This window comes from Ruegeria sp. BHSC223, from assembly GCF_059613025.1.
Genome location: NZ_JBXWRR010000006.1, coordinates 104489 through 126638, shown reverse-complemented (window position 1 = coordinate 126638; position 22150 = coordinate 104489). Strand labels below are relative to the sequence as shown.

The 22150-nt window shown below is 64.6% G+C and carries 19 protein-coding genes; 8 read left to right on the top strand and 11 right to left on the bottom strand.

The window, feature by feature from the left end; all coding sequences use genetic code 11:
- The first annotated feature begins 1 nt into the window (after position 1).
- Both AC2FNY_RS11980 and AC2FNY_RS11975 read left to right on the top strand, forming a co-directional pair.
- Positions 2–2335 carry an aldehyde dehydrogenase family protein gene (locus tag AC2FNY_RS11980; RefSeq protein ID WP_496802586.1) on the top strand — a complete coding sequence of 778 codons (2334 nt, stop codon included), beginning with the start codon at positions 2–4 and terminating at the stop codon, positions 2333–2335.
- A gap of 27 nt (positions 2336–2362) precedes the next feature.
- Positions 2363–3175 (top strand): SDR family oxidoreductase, encoded by an 813-nt coding sequence (locus AC2FNY_RS11975; RefSeq protein WP_496802585.1) that lies wholly within the window; start codon positions 2363–2365, stop codon positions 3173–3175.
- Positions 3176–3275: 100 nt separating this feature from the next.
- Here the strand turns inward: AC2FNY_RS11975 and AC2FNY_RS11970 are convergent, their stop codons facing one another.
- The 7 genes from AC2FNY_RS11970 to AC2FNY_RS11940 all read right to left on the bottom strand — a co-directional run bounded on the left by AC2FNY_RS11970 (position 3276) and on the right by AC2FNY_RS11940 (position 11739).
- A complete protein-coding gene (locus AC2FNY_RS11970; protein ID WP_496802584.1) occupies positions 3276–4586 on the bottom strand; it encodes a M16 family metallopeptidase in 1311 nt (436 codons plus the stop codon).
- Positions 4583–5926, bottom strand: a complete 1344-nt coding sequence (locus AC2FNY_RS11965; protein ID WP_496802583.1) for a M16 family metallopeptidase — start codon at positions 5924–5926, stop codon at positions 4583–4585. Before AC2FNY_RS11965 ends, AC2FNY_RS11970 begins: the two co-directional genes overlap by 4 nt.
- A gap of 78 nt (positions 5927–6004) precedes the next feature.
- Positions 6005–6523 (bottom strand): DUF3035 domain-containing protein, encoded by a 519-nt coding sequence (locus AC2FNY_RS11960; protein ID WP_234144373.1) that lies wholly within the window; start codon positions 6521–6523, stop codon positions 6005–6007.
- A 50-nt stretch (positions 6524–6573) separates the two neighbouring features.
- A complete protein-coding gene (lspA, locus tag AC2FNY_RS11955) occupies positions 6574–7047 on the bottom strand; it encodes a signal peptidase II (RefSeq protein ID WP_496802582.1) in 474 nt (157 codons plus the stop codon).
- Positions 7047–8636 carry a bifunctional phosphoribosylaminoimidazolecarboxamide formyltransferase/IMP cyclohydrolase gene (gene purH / locus AC2FNY_RS11950; protein WP_496802581.1) on the bottom strand — a complete coding sequence of 530 codons (1590 nt, stop codon included), beginning with the start codon at positions 8634–8636 and terminating at the stop codon, positions 7047–7049. Before purH ends, lspA begins: the two co-directional genes overlap by 1 nt.
- A gap of 22 nt (positions 8637–8658) precedes the next feature.
- Positions 8659–10398: a heparinase II/III family protein gene (locus AC2FNY_RS11945; protein WP_496802580.1), complete on the bottom strand. Its 1740-nt coding sequence runs from the start codon at positions 10396–10398 to the stop codon at positions 8659–8661.
- A 69-nt stretch (positions 10399–10467) separates the two neighbouring features.
- Complete coding sequence (locus tag AC2FNY_RS11940) at positions 10468–11739, bottom strand: RsmB/NOP family class I SAM-dependent RNA methyltransferase (RefSeq protein WP_496802579.1); 1272 nt, start codon at positions 11737–11739, stop codon at positions 10468–10470.
- A gap of 94 nt (positions 11740–11833) precedes the next feature.
- Here AC2FNY_RS11940 and AC2FNY_RS11935 point away from each other — a divergent pair, with 94 nt between their 5' ends.
- Together AC2FNY_RS11935 and AC2FNY_RS11930 are read left to right on the top strand one after the other, a co-directional pair.
- The gene (locus AC2FNY_RS11935; RefSeq protein ID WP_234176779.1) at positions 11834–12016 is read left to right on the top strand and encodes a DUF1674 domain-containing protein; all 183 of its coding nucleotides are present in this window, start codon (positions 11834–11836) and stop codon (positions 12014–12016) included.
- An 88-nt stretch (positions 12017–12104) separates the two neighbouring features.
- Positions 12105–13277 (top strand): benzoate/H(+) symporter BenE family transporter, encoded by a 1173-nt coding sequence (locus tag AC2FNY_RS11930; RefSeq protein ID WP_496802578.1) that lies wholly within the window; start codon positions 12105–12107, stop codon positions 13275–13277.
- Here the strand turns inward: AC2FNY_RS11930 and AC2FNY_RS11925 are convergent.
- On the bottom strand, positions 13274–14137 hold the full coding sequence (locus AC2FNY_RS11925; RefSeq protein ID WP_496802577.1) for a LysR family transcriptional regulator: 864 nt from the start codon (positions 14135–14137) through the stop codon (positions 13274–13276). The genes AC2FNY_RS11930 and AC2FNY_RS11925 overlap by 4 nt on opposite strands.
- 100 nt (positions 14138–14237) lie before the next feature.
- Between AC2FNY_RS11925 and tmpA the strand changes: the two genes are divergently transcribed.
- On the top strand, positions 14238–15374 hold the full coding sequence (gene tmpA / locus AC2FNY_RS11920; protein ID WP_496802576.1) for a 2-trimethylaminoethylphosphonate dioxygenase: 1137 nt from the start codon (positions 14238–14240) through the stop codon (positions 15372–15374).
- Positions 15371–15961, top strand: a complete 591-nt coding sequence (gene tmpB, locus AC2FNY_RS11915; RefSeq protein WP_496802575.1) for a (R)-1-hydroxy-2-trimethylaminoethylphosphonate oxygenase — start codon at positions 15371–15373, stop codon at positions 15959–15961. Before tmpA ends, tmpB begins: the two co-directional genes overlap by 4 nt.
- 156 nt (positions 15962–16117) lie before the next feature.
- On the opposite strand, the gene AC2FNY_RS11910 is transcribed toward tmpB, so the two are convergent.
- The gene (locus AC2FNY_RS11910; protein WP_496802574.1) at positions 16118–17557 is read right to left on the bottom strand and encodes an aldehyde dehydrogenase family protein; all 1440 of its coding nucleotides are present in this window, start codon (positions 17555–17557) and stop codon (positions 16118–16120) included.
- A gap of 222 nt (positions 17558–17779) precedes the next feature.
- Between AC2FNY_RS11910 and AC2FNY_RS11905 the strand changes: the two genes are divergently transcribed.
- Entirely contained in the window at positions 17780–18433 is a 654-nt protein-coding gene (locus AC2FNY_RS11905) for a peroxiredoxin (protein WP_234163152.1), read from the top strand.
- Between the two features lie 55 nt (positions 18434–18488).
- Entirely contained in the window at positions 18489–19145 is a 657-nt protein-coding gene (locus AC2FNY_RS11900; RefSeq protein WP_496802573.1) for an FkbM family methyltransferase, read from the top strand.
- 7 nt (positions 19146–19152) lie between these two features.
- Here the strand turns inward: AC2FNY_RS11900 and AC2FNY_RS11895 are convergent, their stop codons facing one another.
- Together AC2FNY_RS11895 and pnp are read right to left on the bottom strand one after the other, a co-directional pair.
- Positions 19153–19863 carry a glycosyltransferase family 25 protein gene (locus AC2FNY_RS11895; RefSeq protein WP_496802572.1) on the bottom strand — a complete coding sequence of 237 codons (711 nt, stop codon included), beginning with the start codon at positions 19861–19863 and terminating at the stop codon, positions 19153–19155.
- A 97-nt stretch (positions 19864–19960) separates the two neighbouring features.
- Positions 19961–22105: a polyribonucleotide nucleotidyltransferase gene (gene pnp / locus AC2FNY_RS11890; RefSeq protein ID WP_496802571.1), complete on the bottom strand. Its 2145-nt coding sequence runs from the start codon at positions 22103–22105 to the stop codon at positions 19961–19963.
- Positions 22106–22150: the final 45 nt, after the last annotated feature.

Here is a 22150-nt window from a genome sequence, read left to right as displayed (position 1 = left end):
TATGACCATAAAGGAACTCTTCGACACCATGGAATACGGTCCCGCCCCCGAAAGCGCCGCCGAGGCGCTGGCCTGGCTGGTCGATCAGGGCGACCGGTTCGGCCATTTCATCGACGGCGCCTTTACCGCGCCGGGCGACGGGTTCGACAGCCGCAATCCCGCCACCGGCGAGGTCCTGGCCACCCTGACCCAGGCGAACCAGGCCGATGTCGATGCCGCCGTTGCCGCCGCCCACAAAGCGCAGCCCAAGTGGGCCGCACTCGGTGGCGCGGGCCGGGCGCGGTACCTCTATGCCATTGCGCGGCTGATGCAGAAACACAGCCGCCTGTTTGCCGTGCTGGAAACGCTGGATAACGGCAAGCCCATTCGCGAGAGCCGTGACATCGACATCCCCCTGGCGCAGCGGCATTTCTACTATCACGCGGGCATGGCGCAGTTGATGGAAAGTGAGCTGCCTGAAGCCGAGCCACTGGGCGTCTGCGGTCAGATCATCCCGTGGAACTTCCCCCTGTTGATGCTGGCGTGGAAGGTTGCCCCGGCGCTGGCCATGGGCAACACCGTGGTGCTGAAACCCGCCGAGTACACCTCGCTCACCGCGCTCTTGTTTGCCGATATCTGCCAGCAGGCGGGTCTGCCCAAGGGCGTCGTCAACATCGTCACCGGCGACGGCGCCGTGGGCGAGATGATCGTGGCGTCGGATGTGGACAAGATCGCCTTTACCGGCTCCACCGCCGTGGGGCGCCGCATCCGCGAGGCCACTGCCGGGCGGGGGCTGGAGCTGACGCTCGAACTGGGGGGCAAGTCCGCCTATATCGTGTTTGACGATGCCGATATTGACAGCGCCATCGAGGGGCTGGTCGATGCGATCTGGTTCAACCAGGGCCAGGTCTGCTGCGCCGGGTCGCGCCTCTTGGTGCAAGAGGGCATCGCGGACCGCTTCCACACCAAGCTGCGCGCCCGGATGGATGGGTTGCGCCTGGGCAATCCGCTCGACAAATGCATCGACGTCGGCGCGGTGGTCGATCCGGTGCAGTTGCAGACCATAGAGCGGATGGTCGCCAGCAACACGGTCGGACAGGTGCACCATACCGCCTGCACCCTGCCCGAAAACGGCTGCTATTACCCACCGACCCTGATCACCGGGCTTTCGACCAGCGACCCGCTGATGCAGGAGGAGATCTTTGGCCCCGTCCTCGTCTCGACCACCTTCCGCACCCCGGCCGAGGCGGTGGAACTGGCCAACAACACCCGCTATGGGCTGGCCGCCACGGTCTGGACCGAGAATGTGAATCTGGCGCTCGACATCGCGCCGAAGCTGGTGGCGGGGGTGGTCTGGGTGAATGCCACCAACCTGTTTGATGCCGCCGCCGGGTTTGGCGGTGTGCGCGAAAGCGGCTTTGGCCGCGAAGGCGGGTGGGAGGGGCTGACCGCCTATACCCGGCCCAAGGGCAAGCGCAAGGCGCTGGCCCGGATCGAGCCCGCCACCGGTCACGGTACACCGGTTGACCCGATCGACCGCACGGCGAAACTCTATGTCGGGGGCAAGCAGGCGCGGCCCGATGGTGGCTATTCCCGACCCGTCTGGGGCAAATCCGGCCTGTTGGGCCATGTCGGCCTTGCCAACCGCAAGGATGTGCGCAACGCGGTCGAGGCGGCCGCAGGCGCAACTGGGTGGGCAAAGGCCACAGGCCATCTGCGCGCGCAGATCCTCTATTACATCGGCGAAAACCTGTCGGCTCGGGCCGCCGAATTCGCCCATCGGATCGACGCGATGACCGGCAAGCGCGGCGGGGCGCAAGAGGTCGAGGCCAGCATCCAGCGCCTGTTCACCGCCGCCGCCTGGGCCGACAAATATGACGGGCAGGTGCATGGCGTGCCGATCCGGGGCGTGGCGCTGGCGATGAAGGAACCGGTTGGCGTGATCGGCGCGCTTTGCGCGGACGAGGCGCCTCTCTTGGGCCTTGTCTCGGTCATGGCGCCCGCGATTGCGATGGGCAACCGCGTTGTGCTAGCGGCAAGCGAGCCCTATCCGCTGGCGGCCACCGATTTCTACCAGATCCTCGACACCTCGGACGTGCCGGCAGGCGTGGTCAATATCCTGACCGGCTGCCATGCGGAGCTGGCCAAACCGCTGGCGTCGCACCTGAACGTGGATGCGGTCTGGTCCTTTTCCTCGACCGACCTGTCGGCCGAGATCGAAAAGGCGGCGGCAGGGAACCTGAAACGGACCTGGGTCAATAACGCAACGTCCCTTGACTGGGGCGTGGACCACAGCAAGCGGTTCCTTCAGGCTGCGACCGAGATCAAGAACATCTGGGTGCCCTACGGAGAATAGGGCATCCCTGTCCAAGGGAGGTTCTACATGGATTTCACCGGCAAGACCGTCGTGGTGATCGGCGGCACCAGCGGCATCAACCGCGGCATCGCGCTAGCCTTTGCCCGGGCCGGCGCGCGGCTGGCCGTGGCCAGTCGCAGTCAGGACAAGGTGGACGACACCGTGACCGAACTGCGCGCCGCAGGGGCGCAAGAGGCCCTCGGCGCATCCTTCGATGTGCGCGATGCCGAGGCGGTGGCCAAGGGTCTGCAAGGGTTCCGCGATCAACTGGGTGAATTCGATGTGCTGGTTTCGGGCGCGGCGGGCAACTTTCCTGCGCTGACGGCGGACATGTCGATCAACGCCTTCAAGACGGTGATCGACATCGACCTGATGGGCACCGTGCATGTGATGAAGGGCGCCTATCCGCATCTGAAACGCCCCGGCGCCAGCATCATCAACATCTCGGCGCCGCAATCCTGGCTGCCCTACGAGGGGCAGGCGCATGTCTGCGCCGCCAAGGCGGGCGTCGACCAGATCACCCGCACGCTGAGCCTGGAATGGGGGCCCGAGGGGATCCGCGTGAACTCGGTCGTGCCCGGCTTTATCGAGGGAACAGAGGGCGCCAGACGGTTGGCACCAAGCCCCGAGGCGGAGAAGACCTTCAAGGCGGATGTTCCGCTGGGTCGCTGGGGTCAGCCGCAGGATGTGGCAAATGCCTGCCTGTTCCTAGGCTCGGACATGGCCGCCTATATCAGCGGCACGGTGCTGTCGGTCGACGGCGCACTTTATCAGCGTGGCTCGGGCCGGGCGGGTCAGATGATCGGCCAGATGCTGCGCACGATGCCAAAGCGCAGTTGAGCGGGCGCGTCTCCCGCAAGGCAGGCGGCCGGAAAACATGTGTTTTCCGGCCCGTTTTCCGAGCCGGAAAACGGCCCCGCCGCGCCCGATGCGCCAGAGGTCAGTTGGTTCCTTCCAGCCCCACAGGCTTGCCCACGACCGTGAAACTCAATCCTTCGGGGTCGAGGAATTCGGCAGCAAAGGTATTGATCTCTTCCAGCGTCACCGCATTCACCTGGTCGTTGCGGGTGGCGATATAGTCAATCGGCAGACCCTGTATCTGCATCCCGGCCAGGATATTGGCGATCCGTCCATTGCCGTCAAAACGCAGCGGATAAGCACCTGTCAGATACGTCTTGGCATCCTCCAGTTCCTTGGCCGTCACACCATTAACCGCCACATCCCGCCAGACATCGCGTATGACGGACACCGCCTCGGCGATCTTGTCATTGGCCGAGGCCACAGACCCCATATAGACCGAAGCCAACTCTCTGGGCAGCAGATACGAGTATACACCGTAAGTCAGACCACGCTTCTCGCGCACCTCCTGCATCAGTCGGCTCTCAAAACCGCCTCCACCAATAATATGATTCAGGATGTAGGCGGTAAAGAAATCGGGATCGCTACGGTCGATCCCCTGCTGGACGAACAGTGCCACCGACTGCGGTGTATCGAAATCGACCACCCGTACCGGTCCGGGAATAGTCACCTGCGCTCGGTTCGGGATCGGAACCCCTTTTTCCGGCAAGTCGGACAGCAACTGGTCAAGCAGCACACTCAGCTCCTCCGCCGAGATGTCGCCGACCGCGCCGACATAGACCCTATCACGGGCAATCGCGCCTCTGAAGGCCGTTACAATATCGTCCCGCGTCAGCGCCGAGACACTATCGATCGTACCCTTGCCTTCGGTTGCGTAAGGATGCTCACCATAGACAGCTTCGGACATCGACGCGCCTGCGATGCGGTGCGGGTCGGTCTGATCCGAACGCAGTCCGGACAATACCTGGGCGCGCACCCGGTTTATAGCGTCCGGATCAAATCGGGGCGCATGCAAGGTTGTCCGCAGCAGGTCAATTACCTGATCTCGGTTTTCTGTTAGGAACTGAGTTGAAATGGTGAGCGTATCATCGCTGACGTCGAAGCCGAACGACGCCGCCAGCTCCTCCAGGCGCCGAGCATAGGCGCGCGCATCCAGATCACCCGCCCCTTCCTCTATCAGGCCGGTCATCAGATAGGTCGCGCCCCGCTTGCTCGGCGCATCTAGAGAGGTACCGCCGCGAAACCAGATCTCGAGTGCGGTGAACGGGATAGAGTGATCCTCGACCAGCCAGGCGTTATGACCCTGAGGTGACGTCACCTCCTGGATCTTGACTTCGGCCCAGGCCGGCAATGCCAAGACCAGCACCGTCAATGCTGCAACAAACGCCCTCATTGGGTCACCTCCTCGACATTGGTCAACCAACCCGTCACCGATGCCTCGGGCCGCAGCACCGCGCGCGCGGCGGCGATGATGTCGTCACCAGTCACGGCCTGCAAAACATCGGGCCAGGCCTGCACATCGGCGATGGTCAGGCCGCTGGCCAGCGCCGCGCCATAGCGATTTCCGATCCCGTCGACATTGTCGCGCTCATAGATCAAAGCCGCGCGCAACTGCATCTTGATCCGTTCGAGGTCATCGGCATCTACCCCTTCTGAGATAAAATCCACCAATACCTTGTCCATAGCCGCTTCGGCCTGTGTCAGGGACACGCCCTGTGCCGGCACCACGATCATGTCAAATGTCGTGTCGTCCAGTGACAACCCATTATAGAACGCACCAGTATAGATCGCCGTCTGACTGTCGAATTGAAGTTTTTCGTTCATGTAGGACGTGGTGCCCCCGCCCAGCAGTTCGGCCAACAGATAAAGTGCGGCGGCCGTCTCCTGAGCGCCAGCATCACGCTCGGGCGCGAGATAAGACCGGTGAACATAGGGTTGCGCCACCCGCGCATCTTTGAACGTCAAGCGCCGCGCGGCGGTTTGCGGCGGTTCCTGGCTGCGGAACCTCTCGGGCAGGTCCGGGTTAGCTGGGATCACGCCGTAGTAGGTCTCGGCCAGGGTGCGCACCGCCTCGGGCTCTACATCGCCGGTCACGATCAAGATGGCGTTGTTGGGCGCGTAATAGGTGCGGTAGAAGGACAGCGCATCCTGCATGTCCAACGTTTCCATCTCGTGTTTCCAGCCGATCACCGGGACACCATAGCGGTGGTTGAGGAACTGGGCCGCGTCCATCTGTTCGCCGAACAGGGCGCGCGGGTTGTTCTCGGTGCGCTGGTTGCGCTCTTCCAGGATCACGTCGCGCTCGGTCTCGATATCGCGTTCTGTCAGGCGGATGTTACGCATCCGATCCGCCTCCATCCGCATCATCAACTCCAGCCGGTCGGCTGCGACCCGCTGGAAATAGGCGGTATAGTCATAAGAGGTGAAGGCGTTGTCGGTGCCGCCATTGGCCGCCACTGTCGCCGACAGTTCACCAGCCTCCATCGTATCGGTTGCCTTGAACAGCAGGTGTTCGAGGAAATGTGCCACCCCAGAGGAACCGACCGGCTCGTCCGCCGATCCGGCCCGATACCAGACCATCTGTTGTACCACAGGAGCGCGGTGATCTTCGATCACGACGACATCCATACCGTTTTGCAGGGTAAAGGTGGTGACCGCCTCTCGTCCCTCGGGCGCCGCCCAGAGCGGCGCAGCCGAGACAAGAGCGGCAACAAGAGCAAAAGCCCGGACCATGCGCATCCTCCGTATCGCTAACCGACAACCTACGGCAGGCCCGGCAAGGTTCAAGACGCGCTGACGTAAAATTAAGGATTATTCACTTTCCGGCGGCGCCGAGGGCGTCGCGGCCCCGGCCCGACGGAAGCGCTCGTTCTGGTTGAACGGGTTGATCGCTTCCTTGCGATAGGCCTGCTCATAGCGATCGACCGGGAACAGCCGGATACGGGTCCAGCGCCCCTGACGCTTGCGGAATTCGGCGTCTTCGGTGGCCAGCGCGGTGCGCGTATTGGCGGGGACGCCATAGCGGCTGGAGGCACTGACCAGCGCCTGATCCGAGGCAGGAATGCCGCCACCCGGTTGCAGCGCGGTCTCCTTGCCGCCCAGCGCCACCACCGCATCGGCGGCGGGCGTCGGATCGGTCAGGTTGGCGCCACCCGGCGTCGGCGCGGGCAACACGTTGAAATCCTTGGGCTGGGTCAAGGGCTTCACCGGCATGATGGCGAATTCGTCGGGTCCGGTCCCCTGCGAACGGATATCGCGCAGCCCCTTGCTGGAGCAGCCCGATACCGCCAGGGCGGTCGCGATCACGATCAAAGCCAGCGGCGCGCGCATGGTCATCTCCTGCCTGTTTCGTCGGGTTTTATCGCATATCCGCGCCCCCGTCACGAGGGCTTTTTGCCATCCATCAGGATCAGCGCCGCCGCACCGGCAAAGATAAAGATATCGGCCACGTTGAACACATAGGGGTTGTCGATACCACAGCAGGACATGTTGAGGAAATCGAGGACATAGCCATAGACCAGCCGGTCGATCACGTTTCCGAGCGCACCGCCGATCAGCAACCCGCCTCCGATCAGCATCCACCGCGACGACCGCCCGCGCGACAACCAGACCAGCACGACTGCACAGATCGCCAGAGACAGGCCAATCAGTATCCAGCGCGAGGCATCGCCGTCGCCCTGAAAAAGGCCAAAGTTGATGCCGCGATTCTCGCCATAGCGAAATGTCAGCAACGGCGGCAGCACCTCGATGCTGCCGCGATGGGCCACGTCCATCACGTGCACGACCAGGTATTTGCTGATCTGGTCGATCAGAAAGGCCCAGAAGGCGGACCAGAAGAGGAGCCGGGCGCGCATCAGTGCCGGAAATGGCGCATGCCGGTAAAGACCATGGCCAGACCCGCCTCGTCCGCGGCCTTGATCACCTCGTCGTCGCGCATCGAGCCGCCGGGCTGGATCACGCAAGCGCCCCCTGCCGCAGCCGCCTCAAGCAAACCGTCGGGGAACGGGAAAAACGCGTCCGAAGCCACGGCGCAGCCCTTGGCCGGGCTCTCGGGCAGGCCCAGTTCGGTCGCCATGCGCTGCGCCTTGGCGGCGGCCACATTGGCACTGTCCAACCGGCTCATCTGACCCGCGCCGACACCCACGGTGGCGCCGTCCTTGACATAGACGATGGCGTTCGACTTGACATGCTTGCCGACCTTCCAGGCAAACAGCAGATCGGCCATCTGAGCGTCAGACGGGGCCTTCTTGGTCACCACCTTGAGGTCGGCCAGATCGACATGGCCCACATCCTTGTCCTGCACCAGCATGCCGCCGGCCACCTGTTTCATCGCCACGATGGGCTGGCGCGGATCGGGCAGACCGTCGGTCAGCAGCAGGCGCAGGTTCTTCTTGGCGGCAAAGATCGCGATCGCCTCTTCGCTGGCACCAGGAGCAATCACCACCTCGGTAAAGATCTCGACGATCTTGCCAGCGGTCTCGGCGTCCAGCGGCTGGTTCAACGCCACGATCCCGCCAAAGGCGCTGGTGCGGTCGCAGTCGAACGCTTTCTGATAGGCCTCGGACAGGGTCGCGCCCAGCGCCACGCCGCAGGGGTTGGCGTGTTTGATGATCGCGCAGGCCGGACCGTTCTCGGGCGCGAATTCGGCCACCAGCTCGAACGCGGCATCGGTATCGTTGATGTTGTTGTAGCTCAGTTCCTTGCCCTGCAACTGCCGCGCGGTAGCCACGCCAGGACGGTTCGAACCATCGATATAGAACGCCGCCTGCTGGTGGCTGTTCTCACCATAACGCAGGGTCTGTTTCAGCTCACCGGCAAAGGCGCGGCGGCGGGGGGTCTCCAGCGCCAGTTGACCCGCCATCCAGTTGCTGACGGCGGCGTCATAGGCGGCGGTGCGGGCATAGGCCGTTTGAGCCAACCGCTGGCGGAAGGCATAGGAAGTCTGGCCGTCATTGGCCGCCATCTCGGCCAGCAGGGCATCATAATCCGCGACATCCACCACCACGTTGACAAAGGCGTGGTTCTTGGACGCCGCACGGATCATCGCCGGGCCGCCGATGTCGATATTCTCGATACAGTCGTCATAGGCGGCACCCTTGGCCACGGTCGCCTCGAACGGATAGAGGTTGACGACCAGCAGGTCGATGCCCGCGATACCGTGCTGCTCCATCGCCGCTACGTGCTCGGCATTGTCGCGCAGCGCCAGCAGGCCGCCATGCACCATCGGGTGCAAGGTCTTGACCCGGCCATCCATCATCTCGGGGAAACCGGTCACCTCGGCCACGTCGCGCACCGTCAGACCCGCATCGCGCAGCGCCTTGGCGGTGCCGCCCGTCGACAACAGCTCGACCCCGCGCGCGGCGAGGGCCTGGCCCAGCTCGATCAGTCCGGTCTTGTCGGAAACGGAAAGAAGCGCGCGGCGCACGGGGGAAAGGTCGGTCATTTGCTCGGGGTCCTTATGCGGATCAGTCGAATTCGGGTTCGTCCCGGTTCAGGTCGCGAATGGCAATCGCGGTGTCCTGCGCCTTGCTCAGCGTCCACCGGATGCGGGTCGCATACTCCATTGCGCGCCCGGATAGAACGATCTGTTTTGTCGCGCGCGGCTTCAGGCGGGTCTTTTCAAGATAAACGCTTGGCTCCAATGACAATTTATATTTGCCATCATGGCGGAAAACCCAGATCTCGCCGCTTTTGAGGGCCATCGACACCGCTGCACCGCCCAGATCCACCGCCGCGTCCACCTCAGGGTGCAGATGCAGGCGCAGGTCGAATCCGACCCCTGCCAGCACCGAAGCATCCATCGCCTTGTCAAACCGGCGCTTGGCGCCATCGTCCATCGCCAGCAGCATGTCCTCGCCTGCCAGTCCGCGCCCGTCATGGCTCAACTCCAGCGTTCGGGCATGGGTCAGGCCGAACACCTTGGCATAACCATCGTGACCGCCCTGAAAGCGGATGCCATCCGTCATCTCCGAGATCTCGACCGGCACTTGTGTCGGGCCTTCGATAAGTGCCTCCAGCCCGGTGCCGCGCTCGGGGTCGGCCAGGCGCGCGCTCGAGAACCCGTCGAGGCAGAGGGTGGAATGGGACGGCGTGGCCCGTCCGGCCCGGCGCCATTCCACCCCGAAACTGATGCCCGAGCCGCAATTGACGATCAGCGGGCGGCGCCCCGAGGTCAGCTCGAACGCCAGGGTCGAGGCATGTGCGTTATAGGAGGCGGCGCCGCGTGGCGGCACGCTGGCATCGACGATGACACTGGTACGCCCGCCGGACAGGCGGGCATAGCCCATCGACAGCCCCTCGGCATGGACCGGCTTCACGCCGCTGGCCGCCAGTGCGTGATCCAACCGCCCTTCAAGCCCGCGCCCGCCGCCGTGAAAACGACCCAGTTGCCCATCCGCGTGGCGCAGGGCGCGCAAGGTCGGTGCGATCCGCTCGATTGCCTCGGTCTGCGCATGCGGCGCGCCGCGCCCTGCCTCGTGCAGCGCTGCGGTGGCCCAGTTGAGCAGGGTAAACACCTCCAGCAACTCCTCGGGGTTGCGGGTGGGCAGCCCACCTTCCTTGTCGATCTGGTTGTTGCAATCGCGCGCCAGCGCCCGCACCGCCGGGTCGGCCAGTTCCTCCAACCCTTCCAGCGCCAGACCGGCATAGATGACCCCTGTCAGCGCCTCGAACCGGCCCAGACCCGGCTTGGCGCCGGGCCAGCGTTTCGACAGGAACCAGGTCTGCTGTCCCAGCGAGCGAAAGAAAGCATGGCTTTGCTCGGGCTCGACGCCGCGCAGCAGGAACGGAGCGTGGTTGATCCAGCGGATGACGCGGCGCCCGGTCAGCTCGGGTGTCCAGCCGGAACCGCGCCCGCGCCCATGCGCCTCGATCCAGCCCCACAGCCAGCGCTGCGCCTTTTCGCGCGCACGCACGTCGCCCACGGCGGCCAGATCGTCGAGCCAGGCAAAGCCCTGCCGTTCGTCGTCAAAGGCCCCATTGGGCGCCTCGACCTCCCACAGGCCGCTGCTTTGGGATTCGACCAGATAGCCGGCAAACAGCAGATTGCCCGCCACCAGCTGTCGCCCGCGCGCATATGAACCGATGGTGCGCGGTTCGGGCTGCGAGACAAAGGCGCGCACCGATTTGTGCCGCTGGCTGAGACGCGCGTAAAGACGGTTCTGGAACCGCGCCCATCTGCTGGCCATGTTATGCGAACCGGACATACGCTCTGCCTCTCACGCTCTTTGGCGTTTGTGGCGGAGGATAGCGGCACCGGCGCCGCAAGTCACCGGTTATTCCGGACCGTCGGCCGCCTTGCGCAGAACCGCCATGTAGAACCCGTCCATACCGCCCCTTTCGGACCAGTAATCGGGGCGCAGGCGCATGCCGCCCTCTTCGGTGATCCAGGCGGGGTCGATGCCCGGCAGGTCCAGCGCGGCGCGGTCAACAGCCATGTCGGGATAAAGCGTCAGCGCCTCTTCAACCTGCACCTCGCCCTCGTCCGGCAGCAGCGAGCAGGTACAGAACACCATGCGCCCGCCGGGTTTGACCAGGGTCCAGGCATGGGCGATCATCTGCGCCTGCAACTCGATCAGCGCGCCGAATTCGGAGCCGTCCTTGGCCAGCGGCAGATCGGGGTGGCGCCGGATGGTGCCGGTGGCCGAACAGGGCGCGTCCAGCAGCACCGCGTCATATTGGCCACCCTGTTCCAGCGCATCGCCCACCACCGTTTCGGCGCTCAGCCCGGTGCGGGCAAGGTTCTCGCGCACGCGGGCCATCCGCCCTTCGGAGATATCGAGCGCGGTGACCCGCGCACCCGCCGCGGCCAGTTGCATGGTCTTGCCCCCCGGCGCGGCGCACAGGTCCAGCACGGTCTCGCCCGGTTGCGGAGCGAGCAGCCGCACCGGCAGCGCGGCGGCGGCATCCTGCACCCACCAGTCTCCGGCGGCAAAGCCCGGCAGGGCCGAGACCTGCCCCGCATCATGCAAACGGACCGACCCGGTTGGCAGCACCTCACCCCCCGGCGCGGATGCTCCGGGTTTCAACGTCAGGTCAAGCGGCGCGCCCGCGAAATGCGCCGCCTCCATCGCCGCGACGGCAGGCGCGCCCCAGGCCTGTACCAGCGGATCGCGCAACCAGCGCGGCAGGCGCGGCACCCGCAGCCGCCCCCATGCCTCGGGTGCGTCAGCGGCCACCTTGCGCAGCACCGCGTTGACCAGCCCCTTGAGCCGCCCGTGCCGGCGCGAGCGGCCGACAATCTCGACCATTGAATGCACCACGCCATGCGCGGCGGCACCATGGGCCAGTTCAACCGTCCCCAACCGCAGCGCATTGCGCACACTCAGCGGCGGCGCCTTTTGCAGATGCGTTTTCAGCAGCCGGTCGGCACGTTCCAACCCACGCAAGGTGTCAAGCGTCAGCCGCTGGGCGCGGGCGCGTTCCTCGGGCGGCAACCGGTCCAGCGCCCCGGCGCCGAGGCATTCGGACAACAGCCGCCCCTCGCCCAAAATCTGGTCGAGCAGATAGATCGCGCTCTGCCGCGCCTGGGTCGCGCTGTCCGCCATGGGGTGCCTCGTCCGGTTGTGACCATCCGCCCGCATTGCCAAGGGCGGACGCGGGCGTGTATCAGGATACCAGACCGAAAGGAACAGCAAAGCCATGAGCGAGCCGCGCACAGACCTGCCCCCCGCCGCCCAACGCGCCCTTGCCGAGGCCGAGGAACGCCGCCTTAAGGCCGAGGCCGAGGCCAAGCCGCTGCCCAAAGAGCTGGGAGGGCGCGACGGACCGGACCCGGCCCGTTACGGCGACTGGGAGAAAAAGGGCATCGCCATCGACTTCTGACCAGCGCGTTCCGGGTTGCAACCCGGCGACCCAGACCGCACTCTCTGCCGCAAGGCAAGATTGGCCCAAAGGGCGACAGAGAGTTTCCATGACCTCCAGACCTCCGCTGCAAACCGTCTCGACCGGCCTCGTCGTGGCTATCGTCGGTTTTTTCAGTTCGTTTCCGATCGTCTTGCAGGGTCTGGCAGGGGTTGGCGCGGATACTGCGCAAGCGGCCTCGGGTCTGATGTTCGCGGCGCTCTCGATGGGCCTCACCGGGATAGTGCTGAGCCTTTGGACCAAGTCGCCCGTCTCGGTCGCGTGGTCCACGCCGGGCGCCGCGTTGCTGGCGGTGTCGGCGATGCCCGAGGATGGGTTCGGCGGAGCTGTGGCCGGGTTCATATTGGCGGGCGCATTGACCGTGATCGCGGCCTGGTGGCGCCCGCTCAGCCGGTTGACCGCCGCAATCCCCGGTCCGATCGCCCAGGCTATGCTGGCGGGGGTGCTGTTCTCGCTTTGCCTGCGCCCGTTTCAGGCACTGGCAGAGATACCTTTTCTCGCCCTTCCGATCCTGCTGACCTGGTTCATCGTCAGCCAGATCAGCCGCCCCTTTGCAGTGCCCGCCGCTGTGGTCGCCGGGGCGCTGGTCGTCACCGTCAACGCGGGCTTTGACATTCCGGCGCCCGAGACGCTGATTGCCGCGCCGGTCTGGGTCACCCCGGTCTTTTCTCTGGAGGCGCTGACCAATATCGCGCTGCCGCTTTTCATCGTCACCATGGCAACCCAGAACGTGCCCGGCCTGGCGGTGCTGCGCGCCTATGGCTATCAGCCGCGCCCGGCGCCGCTGGTGGCCGGGGTCGGCGCAGCCAGCATGCTGTCGGCACCCTTCGGCTCTCCGGCCACCTGTCTGGCAGCAATCACCGCCGCCATGTGCGCCAACGAAGAGAGCCACCCGGACCCGACCCAGCGCTATTGGTCGGCGGTGATGGGCGGGCTGTTCTATTGCCTGCTGGGCCTCTTTGCCGGGGTCATCGCCGGATTTGCGGCACTGGCCCCCGCGCTGGTTCTGGGAACCGTTGCGGGCGTGGCGCTGCTGGGTGTCTTTGCCGGCTCGACGCTGGCGGCGCTGGAAGAGCCCGATTATCGGCAGGCCGCCGCCGCCACCTTTCTGATTACCGCCTCGGGCATCACCATCCTTGGGCTCAGCGCCGCGGTCTGGGGCCTGGTGATCGGCGGTTTGATGCAGGCGATATCGGACCGGTTGCGGCGCATGCGTGTCTAGCCGCCCTCTCCGCTCAGAACAGCAAGAAGCCCCTCGACCAGGGCGCGCTGACGCCGCGCGGTCAGGCGATCGCTGGGCCAGGTCAGCCAATACCCGTCACGCGTCGGTAGCCGAGGCGCGTCCAGCAGGCAGAGTCGGCCTGCACCCAGCGCCGCCCGCGCCAGAGGTAGCGAGCCCAAAGCCACCCCGAGCCCCTGTTCGGCGGCCGCCAGCGCATGTCCCATGGAATCGACGCTCAACCGCGCCTGCGCCTCGGGCATGGCTCCGGTCAGGCGCGCCCAGTCGCGCCAGCCGGGCCGCTCTCCGCGCAGGTCGATGATACCCGCATCCCAGCCCTGCCCCGGCGCCGCCATCGGCGCCAGTATCTCGGGCGCGATCAGCAGAGCCTCGCGCCCGGGCCAGGCACCACGTCCGAACCGGATTTGCAACCAGGTCCGTTCTTCGTCCAGACCGGCGCGGCGGGCGGCGGAATCACTCATCAGCCGCACTCCGGGATGCGCCGCCAGAAATGCCGCCGCGCGCGGCAACACCAGCGCCTCGATATGCGAGGCAAGGCCCGCCACCCGCAACTCGGTCGGCGCGGTGCCGAACAGGTCCTCGGTGCTGCGGGCCAGCGCCGACAGGCTTTCCTGTACCAGCGGCAGATAGCTTTCGCCCTCAACCGTCAGCGTTACCCCGCGCGGTCCGCGCACAAACAGCGCCCGGCCCAGCCAGGCCTCTAGATTGCCGATCCGCTGGCTGACCGCTGCCTGGGTCAACCCGAATTCCCGCGCCGCCGCCGAGAACCCGCCCAGCCTGCCAGCAGCTTCAAACACCCGCAACCAGTCGAGCGGTGGCAAGCCGATGCGTGTTTTTCTCATAGATATTTCTAACCCTAAGCCAAAAGAAGGGATAACTATCTTGATGTCATTTGGCGCGCTATCTCTCAAGCCAGCAAATATGCGACAAAGGAGAGGCCTCATGCTGCGCCAGGTCACCCATACCGACCGGATCGTCACCCTTGAATATGCCAACGGCGCCACCGCACGGTTTCACGCCGTCTGGCTGCGCGACAACGCACTGGACCCAACGACCCGCGCGCCCGGCAATGGCCAGCGCCTGATCACCATCGGCGACATTCCCGCCGATCTGAGTATCGGCGCGGCCGCGCTTGCTGGGGACGCGCTGTCGGTCACCTTCTTGCCCGAGAACAAGACCGTCACATTTCCGGCGGATTGGCTGGCCGCCCATGCCTATGACCGGGATCACGACTACCCGATCGGATGGACCGCTCCCGGCATCACCACCTGGGAGAGCGCTATCGCCGCGCCCGGCGCCGACTGGACTGCCGTGCACACCAATCCAGCGGCCAAGCGCGACTGGCTGGCGGCCGTGGCCGAATTCGGCTTTGCCCGGCTGACCGGCGGCCCCGCCGAACCCGGCGCGCTGCTCAAGGTGGCCGATCTCTTCGGTTATGTGCGCGAGACCAATTATGGCCGCTATTTCGAGGTGCGGACCGAGGTGAACCCCACCAACCTCGCCTATACCGGGCTGGGCCTTCAGGCTCATACCGACAACCCCTATCGCGATCCGGTGCCGACGCTGCAAATCCTCTACTGCCTGGAGAACAGCGCCGAGGGCGGCGACAGTATCGTGGTTGACGGCTTTCGCGCGGCAGAAAGGTTGCGGGATGCAAACCCCGAGGGGTTCGCGCTGCTTGCAGGCTATCCGGCCCGGTTCGAATACCGGGGCTCGGACGGGGTCTGCCTGCGGGCGCGCCGTCCGATGATCGAACTGTCGCCTGACGGGCAATTGGTGGCGATCCGGTTCAACAACCGCTCCTCTGCCCCCTTTGTGGATATCCCCTTTGACAAGATGGAGGCCTATTACGCCGCCTATCGTCAACTGGCCGAGTTCATCGACGACCCGGCGATGGGGGTCGCGTTCAAGCTGGAACCGGGCGAGAGCTTCATCGTCGACAACACCCGTGTCCTGCATGCGCGCACCGGCTATTCGGGCGCCGGGTCGCGCTGGCTGCAAGGGTGTTACGCCGACAAGGACGGGCTCCTCTCGACCCTCGCCGCAATGGAGGCCGCCGCGCCGGAGGCCGCGGAATGAACCCTGATTTCACAACTCTCAACCGCGACAACATCGTCGCGTTCCTTGGTGATATCTTCGCCCGCCGCGGCGGCGAGGAATACCTGGGAGAGCCGGTGACCATGGCCCAGCACATGCTGCAAGGCGCCACCATCGCCGAACAGAACGGCCTGCCCGAGGAGATCATCGTCGGCGCGCTCTTGCATGATATCGGGCATTTCACATCGGAATTCGGCACCTATCATCCCGACGACACCGAGGACCGCCATCACGAGGATGCGGGCGAGGCGGTGCTGGCACCGTTCTTTCCCCCGGTGATCACCGATTGCGTGAAGTACCATGTGGCCGCGAAACGCTATCTCTGCGCCACCAGGCCCGCGTATTTCGAGCGCCTGTCGCCCGCCTCGGTCCATACGCTGGAGTTGCAGGGCGGGCCGATGACTGCCGAAGAGGTGGCCGAGTTCGAAAGGAACCCGAACATCGAAGCAATCATTCAGGTCCGCTATCTGGACGAGGCCGGCAAGCGAGCCGATATGGAAACCCCCGATTTTGACCATTTCGCGCCGATGGTTCAGCGTATGGTCGACCGGCATCTGCCGGGATCATAGGGCAGAGCTGGGGGCCAGCCCCCAGACCCCCGGAGTATTTCCGACCAGAAAGAAGCAAAAACGCTCCTGCTTCTTTCTGGTTTGCAAATACTCCCGCCGGAGGCTCCCGCCCGCACGGCAAAGACCCGCGCGGGCGAAGGCATGTTATGCTGCGGTCTACTCTGCGGCCCAGCCGCCGATCGCCTTGACCTCAAGGAAGTCTTCCAACCCCCAGACGCCACCCTCGCGCCCGTTGCCGGATTGTTTCATGCCGCCAAAGGGCGAGCCGGCAGAGCGGGATTGGCCGTTCATCTCGACCATGCCCGAACGCAGCGCGCGCGCCATGCGGTTTGCGCGGGCGGCGTCCTGCGTCTGGACATAGTTGGTCAACCCATAAGGCGTGTCATTGGCGATCTCGATCGCCTCTTCCTCGGTATCGAAGGGGATCATGGTCAGAACCGGGCCAAAGATCTCCTCGCGTGCGATGGTCATCTGGTTATTGGCATCGGCGAACACGGTGGGGCGCACGTAATAGCCCTTGTTCAGCCCCTCGGGCCGACCGGTACCGCCCGCGACCAGGCGGGCGCCTTCGTCGATGCCCTTCTGGATCAGGTCCTGGATCTTGGACCATTGCAACTCGTTCACCACCGGGCCGATATGGCGGCCTTCGTCCAGCGCGTTGCCCACGGTGACCTTGCTGGCCACTTCGGCGGCAGTTTCGACCGCCTGGTCGTAGATCGGGCGTTGCACCAGCATGCGGCTGGGCGCGTTACAGCTCTGGCCGGTATTGTTCATCATGTGCAGCACGCCGCGCTTGACCGCCTTGTCATCGGCATCGGCAAAGATCACGTTGGCGCCCTTGCCGCCCAGTTCCAGATGCACTTTCTTGAGCGTATCGGCTGCCGCCTTGGAAATCGCGGTGCCCGCGCGCGTCGAGCCGGTGAAGCTGACCATGTCGATATCGGGATGCGACGAAAGCTGCGAGCCGACACCCACGCCATCGCCGTTCACGAGGTTGAACACACCCGGCGGGAAGCCGGCCTCGTCCATCATCTCGGCAAAGATCATCGCGTTGAGCGGACTTTGCTCGGAGGGTTTCAGAACCATGGTGCAGCCCGCGATGGCGGCGGCGCCGACCTTGAGCGTGACCTGGTTCATCGGCCAGTTCCAGGGCGTGATCAGCGCCGCGACGCCCACCGCCTCGTAGATGATACGGTCATTGGGAGCATGATCGCCCAACGGGCGCTCGAACTGAAACGCCTTGGCGGCACGGATGAAGTTCTTCAGGTGCCACGTGCCCGCGCCCACCTGCTGGCTGCGCGACATGTCGATGGGCGCGCCCATTTCCAGCGACATCGCCTGCGCCAGATCCTCGCCACGGGACTGGTAAATCTCGATCAGCTTTTCAACCAGGGCGATCCGCTCGGCGACGGGGGTTGCCATCCATCCCGGCAGCGCCGCTTTGGCGGCGGCGACGGCGGCATTGGTATCGGCCTCGGAGCCGAGGGAGATGACGGCACAGGGCTCTTCGGTCGACGGGTTGATGACCTGGAAATCATTGCTGACGGCAGGTGCAACCCAGGCCCCGTTGATGTAGAAATCACGCTTTTCGATCATGTCTGCCTCTCCTGATCAGACGGTTTTCGACCGGGCGGTCGGGAATCGGAGCCACTGTGTCACCCAAGACAGCGCGCGGCAAGGGGTGGTCGCAAAATTTGATCAAATTTTGCCGTCCCGCAGATTTCTTGTGGCGGCACCTTGTCGCGGGTGGTGTATCCGGGCGGACCAATCGCTAGATTGGGCGCAACTGACTCGCATTCACAGCAAAGGAGATCCCCCATGGGTTTGCGCATCAACGATATCGTTCCCAATTTCGAGGCCGATACCGACAAGGGGCGCATCGCGTTCCATGACTGGATCGGCGACAGCTGGGCCATCCTGTTCTCGCATCCCAAGGATTTTACCCCGGTCTGCACCACCGAATTCGGCGCCGTGGCGCAACTGGCCGATGAATGGGCCAAGCGCAACACCAAGGTGATCGGCGTTTCGGTCGACGGGGTCGAGGATCACAAGAAGTGGAAGGGCGACATCGAGAGCTTTGCCGGCGCCACCGCCGGCTTTCCGATCATCGCCGACGAAGGTCTGGCAGTCTCCAAGGCCTTTGACATGCTGCCCGCCGACGCCTATCTGCCCGATGGCCGCACCCCCGCCGACAGCGCCACGGTGCGCTCGGTCTTCATCATCAGCCCCGACAAGAAGCTGCAACTGTCGATGACTTACCCGATGTCGGTCGGGCGCAACTTTGCCGAGGTGCTGCGCGCGCTTGATGGGCTTCAGCGCACCTATCAGCAGCCGCTGGCCACCCCGGCCAACTGGGAAACCGGGCAGGACGTGATCGTCGCGCTGGCGCTGGACAATGCCGCTGCTGAAGAAAAATACGGTGCGCTGGACATCAAACTGCCTTATCTGCGGTTTGCAAAGAACCCGGGCTAAGCCCATCGCGGGCGCGGGGTGACCCGCGCCCGTCAACGATAGAAAGACCTTTGCCATGGCCTCTTTGAAACGCTGGCTCGACCTGCGCCGCAACCCCTGGAAGGCCGAGCATTATGCCGGGCTCAAGGCCTGGCGCGCCGACAATGCGTTGAAGACGCGGTTTCACACCTATGACGATCTTGCCCCCGAAGCGGTGGTTCTGGATGTGGGCGGGTTCGAAGGTGGCTGGGCCGATCTGATCCTGTCCTTTCAGCCGCAGGCGCGAGTACATGTGTTCGAACCTCACCCCCGATTTGCCGATACGCTGAGGGCGAAGTACGCCGACCAGCCGAATGTATCGGTTCATGATTTTGCCATGGGCGGGGCCGAGGGCACCCTGACGCTCAGCGACGATGGCGATGCCTCCTCGGCCTTTGGCGGTCAGGGTGGCGCGCTCACGGCGCCGGTGCGTCCTGTCGGCGCAGTCTTTGCCGAGCTGGGGCTGGACAGGGTCGATCTGATGAAGGTCAATATCGAAGGCGGAGAATACGATCTGCTGCCCGCCCTGCTAGAGAGCGGGCTGATGCCCCGCATCGCGCGGCTTCAGGTGCAGTTTCACCTGTTCGAACCGGCGCTGATCGACACCCGCGCGGCGATCTGCGCGCGGCTGGAGGAAACTCATGACTGCGCCTGGTGCTATTCGTTCATCTGGGAGGAATGGCGCCTGCGCTAAGGCGCCTTCAGCCGCGTGACAGCCGCCGCACCGCCGCACGATAGCGTGCGCGATGCCATTCGCGGGTCAGCCGTTCACCCAGGCTCTTATTCGCACCGATGGTGCTGCCGCCGATGGCCCCGGTCCGGTCGCTCAGGCCCGACGGGCTGATCACCCCCAGTCGCAACCCGGTATGCCAGTGCATCTGCAGGAACGTGTCGACCGGCCGGTCAAACGGTTCGGTCAGGGCCAGCAGCCGTTCCGCCGCCCAGCGCGCTACCAGCTGGCCCGAGGTGCGCAGCGGTGTCAGATCGGGCTGCATCAGCACTGCCTGCCCTTGCTGATCTATCGCCGGCGCGGTCAGGGTGCGGGTCTGGAACTGAATATAGCCCATCTGCGCCACATGGCGCTGCGCCAGCGCCAGCGCATCACCAAACCCTGCCTCCAACGCCATGTCATCCTCGATGATCAGTGCAGCCTCTGCTTCGCTCTTGACCAACCGGGCCCAGGCGGCACGATGGCTGAGGAAACAGCCGATCTCGCCCGGGCGCAGAGCAAAGGGATAAGCGGGTTTCAACAGCCCCGGTCGAAAGGCGCGGTCTCGCGCCTCCGGTGCCAGTGCCGCACCATCGACCGCAGGCAGAAGCACGGCATAGGGCAGCTTCGCCACCAGCGCCTCGGCCTGCGCGCGCCGGTCCTTGGCGCGTTCCAGATGAATGACGAAACCGATCGGATCCATCCCGGACCTCCCTGTCGCCGCCTGTCCAACGCGCGGCCCGAATGGAAAAGGCCCAGACAGGATGTCCGGGCCTTTCCGTCTGTGCAAGACCAGAGGCTTATTCCGCCTCAGAGGCCTCTTTCTTTTCCGGCACGATCTCTTCGCCGGTTTCCTGATCGACAACCTTCATCGACAGGCGCACCTTGCCGCGATCGTCAAAGCCCAAGAGCTTGACCTTCACTTCCTGGCCTTCCTTCAGAACATCCGAGGGATGGTTCAGGCGGCGGTTTTCGATCTGGGACACGTGCACCAGACCGTCGCGCTTGCCAAAGAAGTTCACGAAGGCGCCGAAATCGACGATCTTCACGACCTTGCCGGTATAGATCTGACCCTCTTCGGGCTCGGCCACGATGGACCAGATCATGTCATAGGCCTTCTTGATCGAGTCGCCGTTGGGCGAGGCGATCTTGATGATGCCATCGTCGTTGATATCGACCTTGGCGCCCGACACTTCGACGATCTCGCGGATCACCTTGCCGCCCGAACCGATCACTTCGCGGATCTTGTCGGTGGGGATCTGCATGGTCTCGATGCGCGGTGCATGGACCGAGAAGTCGGCAGCGCCCGACAGCGCCTTGTTCATCTCGCCCAGGATGTGCATCCGCCCATCCTTGGCCTGCGACAGGGCTTTCTCCATGATCTCGGGCGTGATGCCCGCAACCTTGATGTCCATCTGCAACGAGGTGATGCCGTTTTCGGTACCTGCCACCTTGAAGTCCATGTCGCCCAGGTGGTCCTCGTCACCCAGGATGTCGGTCAGAACCGCATAAGATCCATCGTCTTCCAGGATCAGGCCCATGGCCACGCCGGCAACGGCGGACTTCAGCGGCACGCCCGCATCCATCATCGACAGCGACCCGCCGCAGACCGATGCCATCGAGGACGAGCCGTTGGACTCGGTGATCTCGGACACGACGCGGATGGTATAGGGGAAGTCGGTCGGCGCCGGCAGCACCGCCTGAAGCGCACGCCAGGCCAGTTTGCCATGACCGATCTCACGACGGCCGGGCGAACCCACGCGGCCAACCTCGCCCACCGAGTAGGGGGGGAAGTTGTAATGCAGCAGGAAGTTCGATTTGAAATTGCCGTGCAGCGCGTCGATGAACTGTTCATCGTCGCCGGTGCCCAGCGTGGTCACGACCAGACCCTGGGTCTCGCCCCGGGTGAACAGGGCAGACCCGTGGGTCCGCGGCAGCAGGCCGGTTTCGGCCACGATCGGGCGCACGGTGGTGGTGTCGCGACCGTCGATCCGCTTGCCGCCCTTGACCACGTCGCCGCGCAGGATGCCGGCTTCGAGTTTCTTCAGGGCCGAGCCGAGATTGCCGTCTGCCAGCTGTTCCTCGGTCAGGGCGGCCTTGATGGCCTCGCGCGCGGCGGCAACGGCTGCGGTGCGTTCCTGCTTGTCTGTGATCGCGAAAGCGGCGCGCATCTGCTCTTCACCGGCGGCTTTGACGGCGGCGTAGAGGTCAGAGTAATCCGGCGGGGTAAAGTCGAACGGTTCCTTGGCGCACTGCTCGGCAAAGGCGATGATCAGGTCAACCACCGGCTGGATCTGCTCATGCGCAAAGGTCACGGCGCCCAGCATCTCGGCCTCGGTCAGTTCATAGGCCTCCGATTCCACCATCATCACGGCGTCCTTGGTCCCGGCGACAACCAGGTCCAGACGCTGTTCGGGGTTCAGGCGCAGGTCCTGCATGTCGTCGACGGTCGGGTTCAGGACATATTCGCCATCAACATAGCCGACGCGGCAGCCTGCGATCGGGCCCATGAACGGCACGCCCGAGATGGTGAGCGCGGCCGAAGCGGCGATCATCGCAACGATATCGGGATCGTTGACGAGATCGTGGCTCAGCACGGTGCACATCACCAGCACTTCGTTCTTGAAGCCGGGCACGAACAGCGGGCGGATCGGCCGGTCGATCAGGCGCGCGGTCAGCGTTTCCTTTTCGGTCGGGCGCGCCTCGCGCTTGAAGAAACCGCCCGGCACCTTGCCCGCGGCGTAGTATTTTTCCTGATAGTGGACCGTCAGGGGAAAGAAGTCCTGACCCGGTTTTTGCTCACGGGCAAAGGTCACGTTGGCCATCACGCGGGTCTCGCCCAGGGTGGCAACCACCGAACCGTCGGCCTGACGGGCAATCTTGCCCGATTCCAGTGTCAGCGTTTCCTCGCCCCACTGCATCGATTTCGTCGTTACATCAAACATGTGCGTATCCTAGATGGGAGCACTCCCAGGCGTATCCCGGGTCTC

Coding starts and splice junctions, on each gene's coding strand:
- pnp (WP_496802571.1), bottom strand. CDS start 22,105: ATGTTTGATGTAACGACGAAATCGATGCAGTGGGGCGAGGAAACGCTG.
- AC2FNY_RS11905 (WP_234163152.1), top strand. CDS start 17,780: ATGGGTTTGCGCATCAACGATATCGTTCCCAATTTCGAGGCCGATACC.
- AC2FNY_RS11930 (WP_496802578.1), top strand. CDS start 12,105: ATGACCTCCAGACCTCCGCTGCAAACCGTCTCGACCGGCCTCGTCGTG.
- AC2FNY_RS11945 (WP_496802580.1), bottom strand. CDS start 10,398: ATGTCCGGTTCGCATAACATGGCCAGCAGATGGGCGCGGTTCCAGAAC.
- AC2FNY_RS11960 (WP_234144373.1), bottom strand. CDS start 6,523: ATGCGCGCGCCGCTGGCTTTGATCGTGATCGCGACCGCCCTGGCGGTA.
- AC2FNY_RS11900 (WP_496802573.1), top strand. CDS start 18,489: ATGGCCTCTTTGAAACGCTGGCTCGACCTGCGCCGCAACCCCTGGAAG.
- tmpB (WP_496802575.1), top strand. CDS start 15,371: ATGAACCCTGATTTCACAACTCTCAACCGCGACAACATCGTCGCGTTC.
- AC2FNY_RS11980 (WP_496802586.1), top strand. CDS start 2: ATGACCATAAAGGAACTCTTCGACACCATGGAATACGGTCCCGCCCCC.
- AC2FNY_RS11965 (WP_496802583.1), bottom strand. CDS start 5,926: ATGGTCCGGGCTTTTGCTCTTGTTGCCGCTCTTGTCTCGGCTGCGCCG.
- AC2FNY_RS11935 (WP_234176779.1), top strand. CDS start 11,834: ATGAGCGAGCCGCGCACAGACCTGCCCCCCGCCGCCCAACGCGCCCTT.
- tmpA (WP_496802576.1), top strand. CDS start 14,238: ATGCTGCGCCAGGTCACCCATACCGACCGGATCGTCACCCTTGAATAT.
- purH (WP_496802581.1), bottom strand. CDS start 8,636: ATGACCGACCTTTCCCCCGTGCGCCGCGCGCTTCTTTCCGTTTCCGAC.
- AC2FNY_RS11925 (WP_496802577.1), bottom strand. CDS start 14,137: ATGAGAAAAACACGCATCGGCTTGCCACCGCTCGACTGGTTGCGGGTG.
- AC2FNY_RS11895 (WP_496802572.1), bottom strand. CDS start 19,863: ATGGATCCGATCGGTTTCGTCATTCATCTGGAACGCGCCAAGGACCGG.
- AC2FNY_RS11975 (WP_496802585.1), top strand. CDS start 2,363: ATGGATTTCACCGGCAAGACCGTCGTGGTGATCGGCGGCACCAGCGGC.
- lspA (WP_496802582.1), bottom strand. CDS start 7,047: ATGCGCGCCCGGCTCCTCTTCTGGTCCGCCTTCTGGGCCTTTCTGATC.
- AC2FNY_RS11970 (WP_496802584.1), bottom strand. CDS start 4,586: ATGAGGGCGTTTGTTGCAGCATTGACGGTGCTGGTCTTGGCATTGCCG.
- AC2FNY_RS11940 (WP_496802579.1), bottom strand. CDS start 11,739: ATGGCGGACAGCGCGACCCAGGCGCGGCAGAGCGCGATCTATCTGCTC.
- AC2FNY_RS11910 (WP_496802574.1), bottom strand. CDS start 17,557: ATGATCGAAAAGCGTGATTTCTACATCAACGGGGCCTGGGTTGCACCT.